The sequence below is a fragment of the Curtobacterium sp. UCD-KPL2560 genome, from assembly GCF_001705035.1.
Lineage (GTDB): Bacteria > Actinomycetota > Actinomycetes > Actinomycetales > Microbacteriaceae > Curtobacterium.
Genome location: NZ_MCIG01000094.1, coordinates 1 through 9947, shown reverse-complemented (window position 1 = coordinate 9947; position 9947 = coordinate 1). Strand labels below are relative to the sequence as shown.

Genomic DNA, 9947 nt, shown 5'->3' with positions numbered 1-9947 from the left:
GTGGTGGCGCGGGGCGGGGTGGTTCGACGTGCGTCTGCACAACCGGGAGCACGTCGCGCCACGGGATTCCGTGGTGCGAGGTGCTTCCGGTTGTGCGAGCCGCAGCAGCGCGGAGCGCGACCGCGACCACGGCCGCGACCTCGGCCGCGCCCCGCCCCCGCCCCCGCGTCAGCGCGTCGCCGCGAGCGCCAGGTTCAGCTCGAGCACGTTGACGACCGGCTCCCCGAGGAACCCGAGCTGCCGGGCCTCGGTGTGCTCGTCGACGAGCCTGCGGACGGTGTCCTCGGACAGCCCGCGGGCCGAGGCCACCCGGGACACCTGCTGGAGCGCGTACTCCGGGCTGATGTCCGGGTCGAGGCCCGAGCCCGAGGCGGTGACCGCGTCGGCCGGCACCTCGGCGGCGCTGACCCCGTCGGCCTTCGCCACGGCGGCGCGGCGCTCCTCGACCGCCTTGAGCAGGTCGGGGTTCGACGGGCCGAGGTTCGAGCCGGACGAGGCGTTCGCGTCGTAGCCCTCCTCGCCCGCGGCGCTCGGGCGCGACTGGAACCAGCGGTCGGCGCCCTTGCCGTCGAACGACTGCCCGATGAGGGACGAGCCGACGACCGTGCCGGAGGAGTCGGTGACCATCGACCCGTTCGCCTGGTCGTGGAAGGCGGCCTGGCCGACGCCCCACACCGCGAGCGGGTAGACGACGCCGAGGACGACGGTGGACAGGAGGGTGAGGCGGATCGCCACACCGGTGGAGCGGAAGGTGGACCGTACGGATGCCATTGGACTAGAACCCCGGGATGAGACCGACGACGAGGTCGATCAGCTTGATGCCGACGAAGGGGACGATGACGCCGCCGAGCCCGTAGACGAGCAGGTTGCGTCCGAGGACGGACGACGCAGAGGCCGCCCGGTAGCGCACGCCCCGCAGGGAGAGCGGGATGAGCGCCACGATGACGAGGGCGTTGAAGACGACCGCGGACAGGATCGCGGACGACGGGCTGTGCAGTCCCATGACGTTGAGCGCCGCGAGGCCGGGGAACGCCGCCTGGAACATGGCCGGGATGATCGCGAAGTACTTCGCGACGTCGTTGGCGATCGAGAAGGTCGTCAGCGCACCGCGGGTGATGAGCAGCTGCTTGCCGATCCGGACGACGTCGATGAGCTTCGTCGGGTCGGAGTCGAGGTCGACCATGTTGCCGGCCTCCTTCGCAGCGGTGGTGCCGGTGTTCATCGCGACGCCGACGTCGGCCTGCGCCAGGGCCGGGGCGTCGTTCGTGCCGTCGCCGGTCATGGCGACGAGGTTGCCGCCCTCCTGCTCCCGCTTGATGAGCGCGAGCTTGTCCTCCGGGGTGGCCTCGGCGAGGTAGTCGTCGACCCCGGCCTCGGCGGCGATCGCCTTCGCGGTGCGCGGGTTGTCGCCGGTGATCATCACGGTGCGGATGCCCATGCTGCGGAGCTCGGCGAACCGGGCGGCCATGCCCTCCTTGACGACGTCCTTCAGGTGCACGACGCCGAGCAGCGCCACGGTCCCGGAGGCGTCGCGCCGTCCGACGACGAGCGGCGTCCCGCCCTGGTCGGAGACCTCGGCGACGGTGGCGTCCACCGAGGCGACGACCGCGGCGTCCGCGGACCCGGCCCAGGCGAGCACGGCGGCCGCGGCGCCCTTGCGGATCTGCGAGCCGTCGGCCAGGTCGAGGCCGGACATGCGGGTCTGCGCCGTGAACGGCACCTCGACCGCGCCGGCGGGCGTCCCGGGTGCGACCCCGTCTGCTGCCGCGAGCGTGACGATGGACCGTCCCTCGGGTGTGCTGTCGGCGGCGCTCGACAGCGCTGCCGCCTCCATGAGCGTCGTGACGGTCACGCCGGGCACCGGGACGACGCGGGACGCCTGGCGGTTGCCGTAGGTGATCGTGCCGGTCTTGTCGAGCAGCAGCGTGGTGATGTCACCGGCGGCCTCGACCGCGCGGCCCGACATCGCCAGGACGTTGTGCTGCACGAGCCGGTCCATGCCGGCGATGCCGATCGCGGAGAGCAGCGCGCCGATGGTGGTCGGGATGAGGCAGACGAGCAGGGCGATGAGCACGGGCACGCTGACCGTGGCGCCGACGAGGCCCGCGATGGGCTGCATCGTGAGGCAGACGATCACGAACACGATCGACAGCGACGCGAGCAGGATGTTCAGCGCGATCTCGTTCGGCGTCTTCTGGCGAGCGGCACCCTCGACGAGCCGGATCATCCGGTCGATGAAGGTCTCGCCGGGCGTCGACGTGATGCGCACCACGATCCGGTCGGACAGCACCCGGGTGCCGCCGGTCACCGCGCTGCGGTCACCGCCCGACTCCCGGATGACGGGCGCGGACTCGCCGGTGACGGCCGACTCGTCGACGCTCGCGATGCCGTCGATGACGTCGCCGTCGCCCGGGACCACCTCACCGGCGACGACGACCACGACGTCGCCCTTGGCGAGGTCGACGGAGGCCAGCTCCTCGGTCTCGGCCCGCAGGGCGGCCGGGTCGCCGGCCGCGTCGTACCCGCGGACGCGCCGTGCGCTCGTGGTGGAGCGGGTCTTGCGGAGGGTGTCGGCCTGCGCCTTGCCACGGCCCTCGGCCACGGCCTCGGCCAGGTTGGCGAAGACCACCGTCAGCCAGAGCCACACCGCGATCGCGGTGGTGAACGCGGACGGCTCGACGAAGGCGGTCACCGTGGTGAGCGCGGCACCGACCTCGACGATGAACATGACGGGGTTGCGCCACATCAGGCGCGGGTCGAGCTTGCGCAGGGCGCCCGGGAGGCCCGCCGCCAGTTGGCGGGGCCCGAAGGCGGACGAGGTGGTCGGCCGGGAGGCGGTGGTCGCCTCCGGCGCGTCGGTCACGGTGGTCATTGCAGTGTCCTCGGACATCGGCTGGGCTTTCATCGGGCGAGTGCTTCCGCGAGCGGTCCGAGAGCGAGGACCGGGAAGTAGGTGAGGGCGGTGACGATCACGGCGACCGCACCGAGCAGGCCGATGAACAGCGGCCGGTGCGTGGGCAGCGTGCCGCTGGTCGCGGGCACCTTGTCCTGGGCGGCGAGCGACCCGGCGAGCGCCAGGACGAGCGCGATCGGGATGAACCGCCCGAGCAGCATCACGACGCCGAGCGCGGAGTTCATCCACGTGGTGTTCGCGGTGAGCCCACCGAACGCCGACCCGTTGTTGTTCGCGCCCGAGGTGAAGGCGTACAGCAACTCGGAGAGCCCGTGGTTGCCCGGGTTGAACAGGCTCGTGCCGAGGACCTGCTCACGGACGCCCGGGATCACCAGGGACAGTCCGGTGCCGAGCAGCACCAGGGTCGGCGTGACGAGGATGTACAGCGCGGCGAAGGTCATCTCGCGGGCGCGGATCTTCTTGCCGAGGTACTCCGGGGTGCGACCGACGAGGAGCCCGCCGATGAACACCGTGATGACCGCGAGCACGAGCATCCCGTACAGGCCGGAGCCGACACCGCCGGGGCTGATCTCGCCGAGCATCATGTTGAGGAGCGCCATCATGCCGCCGATCGGCGTGAAGCTGTCGAACATGCCGTTCACGGCGCCCGTGGACGTCGCGGTCGAGGTCGTGCCGAAGAGGGTCGTGCCGAGGATGCCGAACCGCATCTCCTTGCCCTCCATCGCCGCGCCCGCCGCCTGGGTGGCGCTGCCGCCGCCGGCGAGTTCGGCGATCGACATCACCGAGAGCGACACGAGGAAGATCGCGCCCATCACGGCGAGGATCGCGGTGCCCTGGCGGCCGTCGCCGACGAGCCGCCCGAAGGTGCGCGGGAGCGAGAACGGGATGACGAGCATGAGGAAGACCTCGACGAGGTTCGTCCACGCCTGCGGGTTCTCGAACGGGTGCGCCGAGTTCGCGTTGAAGTAGCCGCCACCGTTCGTGCCGAGCTCCTTGATCGCCTCCTGCGACGCGACGAAGCCGTCCGGGATGTGCTGCGTCCCGCCGGCGAGGGTGGTGACGTCGATCCCGGCGCCCCAGGACTGCACGACGCCCCCGGCGACGAGCACGAGCGCGAACACGAACGCGCCGGGCAGGAGCAGGCGACCCGTGCCGCGCACGACGTCGACCCAGACGTTGCCGAGCGTGCCCGACTTCCGGCGGGCGAACCCGCGGACCAGGGCGACGGCGACGGCGAGGCCGACCGCGGCGGACAGGAAGTTCTGCACCGCGAGGCCCGCCATCTGCACGGTGTAGCCGACGGTGGCCTCGGGCGAGTAGGACTGCCAGTTCGTGTTCGCGACGAACGACGCCGCCGTGTTGAACGCGAGCGACGGCCCGACGTCCGGCAGCCCGAGGTTCCCCGGCAGCACCACCTGGATGCGCTGCAGCAGGTAGACGACGAGGAGCCCGACGACGCTGAAGAGCAGCACGCCCCGCAGGTACGCGGGCCAGGACTGCTCGGCGTCGGGGTCGACCCCGATCACCCGGTACACGCCGCGCTCGATGCGGGCGTGCTTCGTCGGCGTGTAGACGTGCGCCATCCAGTCCCCGACCGGGCGGTGTGCGACGACGAGGAGCAGGACGAGCGTCGCGACCTGGGCGATGCCGGCCCAGGTGTCGGCGGCGGAGCCGGCCATCAGAAGCGCTCCGGGTGGACCAGGGCCCACACCAGGTAGACGACCGAGGCGATGCCGAGGACGGCGGCGGCGATGGTGACGACGATCACAGTCGCTCCACCCCCTTGGCGATGAGTGCCACCACACCGAACACGGCGAGGACACCGGCGACGACGAAGACGTCGAACACGAGGGACTCCAGGGTTGCTGCGTGGTCCGCGTCGGGTGACGCTGACCGCACCACGTGTGGTGCGGAACCGATGCTGGATCCGGCACCGCGCCTCCAGGCCGGTCCTAACGGGTTCCTGACGGCCTGCTGTCGGACGCATGCGCCGCCCTAACGACCGACGCGGCGCGAGCCGCGGATGCTCAGCCTCGTTGCCGAGGCCGGGGCGACGCTGGTACCCTTGCAGCATCACGATCGGCCCGCTCGCCTGACGGCTCGGGCCGATTTTCTTGTCCCGGGGGGAGACGAGGTGCCCTACACGAAGCCGTGGCTGTCGATCGACGACCAGATCGGGATCCTTCGCCGCCGAGGACTCGTCATCCCGGACGTCGAACGCGCGGCGGCCGTGCTGCACGAGGTGGGGTACTACCGGCTCACCGGCTACCTCTACCCGCTCCGGCAGTCCCACACGGTGATCGATGAGCGCGGACGAGCGTCGGTCGTCGTCGAGGAGCAGTACCGCGTCACTGCCCGGTTCGACCACGCCTGCGAACTGATCGCCTTCGATCGAGCGCTGCGCTTGCTGGTCCTCGAGGCCGTGGAACGGGTCGAAGTCGCTATCCGCACCAGGCTCGCGCACGTCCTCGGTCGGCTGTCGCCGTTCGCCCACGAGGATCCAGCAGCATTCAGTGCGGCCTTCACCGCCTCGGGATCGGACCCCGACCGGCGCAGCGAACACCAGCGGTGGCTGGGCCGGCTCGAGGACCGGAAGGGCCGTTCGGATGAGTCGTTCGTGACGCACTTCCGCGATCGGTACGACGGACACATGCCCGTCTGGGTCGTCGTCGAGTTGCTCGAACTCGGGCAGGTGTCGCGGCTGTACGGCGGGCTCCGGAACGATCTCGCCACCGAAGTCGCCGCGGCGTTCTCGGTTCCGACGAAACAGTTGATGCGGAGCTGGCTCGCGTCCGTCAACTACGTGCGCAACGTCGCTGCCCACCACTCGCGGTTGTTCAACCGCAAGCTTGTCGTCGCTCCCAAGCGCCCGACCGCGGCGCAGGTCCCGGCGCTCGCACACCTCGGTTCCGGATCGGCACCGAAGCGTTTCGGCGTCTACGAGGTCTTGGCAGTCCTGGCGCATCTGCTCGATGCCGTGCCTTCCGACGAGGACTGGCAGGTGCGGACGGCGGCACTCCTGTCGTCCTTCCCGGACATCGACGGGATCGACGTCGGCTCGACCGGTGCAGATCCGGCATGGCTCCAAGAGCCGCTCTGGAACCCCCGGCAGACCCGCGCCGTCTGATCAGCCACGACCGGCGTCGAGCAACCGCGCCGCGAGCGCCTCCACCGCGACCCGCAGCTCCTCCGGCCCCTCGACCGTGAACGGCACCGTCGTCCCGGCGAGCACCCCCGCGAGTCCGTCCCACGACCACGACCCGAGCGTCACCCGCCGGCGATCGTCCCCCGTGGGCTCGACGACCGCGTCCTCCGGCAGGAACGGTGCGATCCGCTCGGCGTCCCCAGCCGTCACGAGTACCGACCCGGTGCACGGCCACACGTCCTCGGTCGACGAGCCCCGGAACCGTGCCGAGACGAACGCCGCGACGTCGCCACCCGGGACCGGTCGCGGGGTGAACGCCAGCCGGGTGGGCATCCGCGGCACGATCCGGTCGACGCGGTAGGTGCGCCAGTCGTCGTGCTCGGGGTCCCACGCGAGCAGGTACCAGCGGCCGTTCCGCGCGACGACCGCGTGCGGCTCGACGCGGTGCGGGGTGTCCCGATCGCCGTAGCCGAAGCGCAGGACCTCGTGGCGGCGGACGGCCTCACCGACGGCGACGAGCACCTCGGGGTCGACGCGGGTCCGCCCCGGCGCGGCCACGGCGTCCACCAGGTCGACCCGGTTCCGCAGCCGTTCGGGCATCACCTGGCGCACGGTGGCGAGCGCCCGGGTCGCGGCCTCGGCGATGTCGGCGCCCGAGGCCGGGGCGACCGCGAGGGCGAGGGCGATCGCGACGGCCTGCTCGTCGTCGAAGAGCAGCGGCGGCAGGTCCGAACCGGCGGCGAGCCGGTAGCCGCCCGCGGGTCCGCGCACCGACTCCACGCGGTACCCGAGGTCCCGGAGCCGGTCGACGTCGCGGCGGAGCGTGCGCGGGCTGACGGCCAACCGGGTCGCGAGTTCGTCGCCGGCCCAGTCGCGGTGCACCTGCAGCAGGGAGAGCAGCGACAGCATGCGCGAGGACGGTCCGGACATGCCTCCATCCTCGTCCGGGTTTCGGTCACGATCTGACCGCAACGCCCGACACACTCCTGCCATGAGCATCGAGACGACCACACACCTCAACTTCGACGGCCAGGCCCGCGCGGCCCTGGACCACTACGCAACGGTCTTCGGCGGGACCGTGACCGCCGCGACCTACGGCCAGATGGGCGCATCGCAGGACCCCGCATGGACCGACCGCATCGTGTTCGGCCAGGTCACCACCGAGGCCGGTCTCCGGATCATGGCGTTCGACGTCTGGCCGGACCAGCCCTACGACCAGGGCACGAACGCCTTCTACGTCTTCGTGCACGGTGACGACGCGGACGAGGTCACGCGCTACTGGGAGGCCCTGTCCGACGGCGCCGAGGTGCGCCAGCCCCTCGCACCGACGCCGTGGGCGCCGCTCGCGGGACAGCTGCGCGACCGGTTCGGCGTCGTCTGGCAGCTCGACGTCGCGGCACCGCAGGCCTGACGCCCGGCCACGGATGGAGCAGACGACGTCGGGTACCGAGCGCGGACCCGACGTCGTCTGCTCCGTCGACGTGGAGGCCCGCACTCCGCCGGCGTGTGCAGGCCCGCAAGCCGTCGGCGCGGAGGCCCTCAGCCCGCGGGCGTCCAGGTGCTGACCGTCACGGCGGCGGTGACGGTCGTGGGCGCGAAGACCCGGTCCGGGTCGACGTGGTGGTGGCTCGGCCCCATGTGCACGACGTCGTGCACGTCCTCGGCGGTCAGATCCATCGTCCACGTCAGGTCGTCCGAGCTCCGCAGCGCGAACGACGGCGTCAGCGAGTCGTGCAGCCGTCGCTCCTTCTCCGGGTCCACGGCGATCGTCGCCTCGGCGAGCTCCGCCAGGTGGCCGGGCCGCGGGGTCACCACCGCCAGGACCCCCGCCGGGTGCAGCACGCGGGCGTACTCCCGCTGGTTGCGCGGCGCGAACACGTCCAGCACGACGGCGGCCGCGTCGTCGACGACCGGGAGGCGCTCGGTCACGTCCCCGACGACGGCTCCCGCCCGCGCGTGCACCCGTGCGGCGCGACGGATCGCCACCGCGGACAGGTCCAGCGCGACCCCGAGGCGGGCCGCGACGGCCCCTGCCGGGGCCGGGCCGCGCCTCCCGTCCGGGTCCGGTGCGTCGACACGGTCGGCCGCGTCGTCGGCGACCGCGTCGAGCACGTGGGCGAGGTAGGTCCCGGGACCGGACCCGACGTCGAGCACGACGCCCGGGGCGGTGGCGTCGGCGACGACCGCGGCGAGCGCCCGCTCGACGGGCCCGTAGTGCCCGCGGCCGAGGAACCGCACGCGGGCGTCGACCATCGCGGGGGTGTCCGCCGTGAGCGCGCGGCGCTTCGCGGGGAGGAGCGTGAGGTGGCCCTGCTTCGCCTCGTCGTACCGGTGACCCGTCGCGCACCCGACCGATCCGTCCGCGACGCGGGCGAGCGGCTCGGCGCAGACGAGGCAGGCGAGCACGGGGAGGAGGTCGTCGCGCACCCCCACAGCGTACGCAGCGTGTGGACGGCGGGCCGTCACGCCTGCGTGAGCGGTCCTCGGTAGCGTCGGGACATGGCCGTCATCCACCACGCAACCCTCCGACCGACCAAGGCCGAGGCCCTCGCCGCCTGGCTGCCCGCGCAGCCGTGGAGCGGGCTGTCCGCCGGGGAGTCCGTCGAGGTCGTGACGCGCTTCCGGTTCGACGACCCCGCGGGCGAGGTCGGCGTCGAGGTGATCGTCGTGCGGACCCCGGACGGCCGACTGCTGCACACGCCGTTGACGTACCGCGGTGCGCCGCTCGAGGGTGCCGACGCGCACCTCGTGACCGAGATGGACCACTCGGTGCTCGGTCACCGATGGGTGTACGACGCGGTGGGCGACCCGGTCTACGCCGACGTGGTGCGGCGGGCGATCGTCACGGGCGGCCACGAGGCCGACCTCGAGCGCGCGGACGGCTCCGGGACGTTCGACAAGGAGGCGACGGCGGTGGGCAGCGGCTCGGCGTCGGACTCCCCCACCGTGACCCGGGTCGAGGCGCACACCGACGGCACCGAGACCACGGTGCGGACCGACCACGGCGACCTCGTCGTGCTGCGGGTGGTCGGGCTGCCGGTGCCGGACGGCCAGACCCTCACCGCGTCGTGGGCGGACCACCACGCGGTCGTCGCGGTGCTGCCCGCCTGAGATACGCGTGGCGCCCCGGTCCGGTGCGCCGCGCTCCGGCACGGTCGCCGTCGCCGTCGCCGTCACCGTCGCCGTCCACGCTCCTGAGCGTGTGCCCGATCCCGCCCCGGGACGTGCCCCGTCCGGGGGACTCCGAGGGAACCGGCGTCTGATTGCAATGTGCAACTTCGACGACGTGACCCCTGGGCGGCGCTCCTGCCCGCCTCGGTGGTCGTCGTCGCCACGACCCACGACCTCGACGGTCCGCTGACCGACGACGAGCGCACGGCGGTCGCCACGGCACTGCCGGCCCGTCGCGCGGAGTTCACGACCGGTCGTGTGCTCGCCCGCCGTGCCTGCGCGGCCACGGGGATCGACGCGCCGTCCATCCCCGTCGCACGGAGCGGCGCACCCGTGTGGCCCGACGGGGTCGTCGGCGCGATCACGCACTGCGCCGGACTCCGCGCGTGCGCCGTCGGTCGGTCCGTCGAACACGCCGGGATCGGCATCGACGCGACCCCCGTCCGACCGCTGCCCGCGGGGGTGCTCGGGCGCATCGCGGACCTCGACAGCACGCCCGTCCGGGCCGGTCTCGAGGCCCTCCGCCGATCCGGTGGTGAGAGTCCGGACAGCGTGCTGTTCGCCGCGTCCGAGGCGGTCGCGAAGGCACGGACGACGGCCCACGGCGGCTGGTTCGGGATCGACGGCGCACGCGTGGTGCTGCGTCCGGACGGCACCTTCGTGGCGACCGCCCGACGGGGCCCGGCGTTCACGGCCACGGGCGGGTGGGCGGTGGAC

General features: G+C 72.7%; 11 protein-coding genes. 4 read left to right on the top strand and 7 right to left on the bottom strand.

Going from position 1 to position 9947, the window contains the following annotated elements:
* Window positions 1-168: 168 nt before the first annotated feature.
* The 5 genes from kdpC to BEP24_RS17720 are packed head-to-tail and all read right to left on the bottom strand — an operon-like array spanning window position 169 to window position 4816.
* Window positions 169-771: a potassium-transporting ATPase subunit KdpC gene (gene kdpC / locus BEP24_RS14855; RefSeq protein WP_065964712.1), complete on the bottom strand. Its 603-nt coding sequence runs from the start codon at window positions 769-771 to the stop codon at window positions 169-171.
* Between the two features lie 4 nt (window positions 772-775).
* The gene (kdpB, locus tag BEP24_RS14850; RefSeq protein ID WP_065964710.1) at window positions 776-2872 is read right to left on the bottom strand and encodes a potassium-transporting ATPase subunit KdpB; all 2097 of its coding nucleotides are present in this window, start codon (window positions 2870-2872) and stop codon (window positions 776-778) included.
* Between the two features lie 29 nt (window positions 2873-2901).
* Window positions 2902-4593: a potassium-transporting ATPase subunit KdpA gene (gene kdpA / locus BEP24_RS14845; protein ID WP_065964706.1), complete on the bottom strand. Its 1692-nt coding sequence runs from the start codon at window positions 4591-4593 to the stop codon at window positions 2902-2904.
* Window positions 4593-4682 carry a potassium-transporting ATPase subunit F gene (locus BEP24_RS14840; protein WP_058729515.1) on the bottom strand — a complete coding sequence of 30 codons (90 nt, stop codon included), beginning with the start codon at window positions 4680-4682 and terminating at the stop codon, window positions 4593-4595. Before BEP24_RS14840 ends, kdpA begins: the two co-directional genes overlap by 1 nt.
* The gene (locus tag BEP24_RS17720; protein WP_171898837.1) at window positions 4679-4816 is read right to left on the bottom strand and encodes a hypothetical protein; all 138 of its coding nucleotides are present in this window, start codon (window positions 4814-4816) and stop codon (window positions 4679-4681) included. Before BEP24_RS17720 ends, BEP24_RS14840 begins: the two co-directional genes overlap by 4 nt.
* Before the next feature lie 121 nt (window positions 4817-4937).
* Between BEP24_RS17720 and BEP24_RS14835 the strand changes: the two genes are divergently transcribed.
* Entirely contained in the window at window positions 4938-6041 is a 1104-nt protein-coding gene (locus BEP24_RS14835) for an Abi family protein (protein ID WP_253181720.1), read from the top strand.
* Here BEP24_RS14835 and BEP24_RS14830 read toward each other — a convergent pair whose 3' ends face one another.
* Window positions 6042-6989 (bottom strand): YafY family protein, encoded by a 948-nt coding sequence (locus BEP24_RS14830; RefSeq protein WP_065964702.1) that lies wholly within the window; start codon window positions 6987-6989, stop codon window positions 6042-6044. It abuts the gene before it with no gap.
* 61 nt (window positions 6990-7050) lie between these two features.
* On the opposite strand from BEP24_RS14830, the gene BEP24_RS14825 reads away from it, so the two are divergent.
* Window positions 7051-7470 (top strand): VOC family protein, encoded by a 420-nt coding sequence (locus BEP24_RS14825; protein ID WP_065964700.1) that lies wholly within the window; start codon window positions 7051-7053, stop codon window positions 7468-7470.
* A 128-nt stretch (window positions 7471-7598) separates the two neighbouring features.
* On the opposite strand, the gene BEP24_RS14820 is transcribed toward BEP24_RS14825, so the two are convergent.
* A complete protein-coding gene (locus BEP24_RS14820) occupies window positions 7599-8486 on the bottom strand; it encodes a putative RNA methyltransferase (RefSeq protein WP_065964716.1) in 888 nt (295 codons plus the stop codon).
* Window positions 8487-8558: 72 nt separating this feature from the next.
* Between BEP24_RS14820 and BEP24_RS14815 the strand changes: the two genes are divergently transcribed.
* Window positions 8559-9170 carry a hypothetical protein gene (locus BEP24_RS14815; protein WP_065964699.1) on the top strand — a complete coding sequence of 204 codons (612 nt, stop codon included), beginning with the start codon at window positions 8559-8561 and terminating at the stop codon, window positions 9168-9170.
* Window positions 9171-9329: 159 nt separating this feature from the next.
* The coding region (locus tag BEP24_RS14810; RefSeq protein ID WP_065964714.1) for a 4'-phosphopantetheinyl transferase at window positions 9330-9947 on the top strand (618 nt) is incomplete at its 3' end.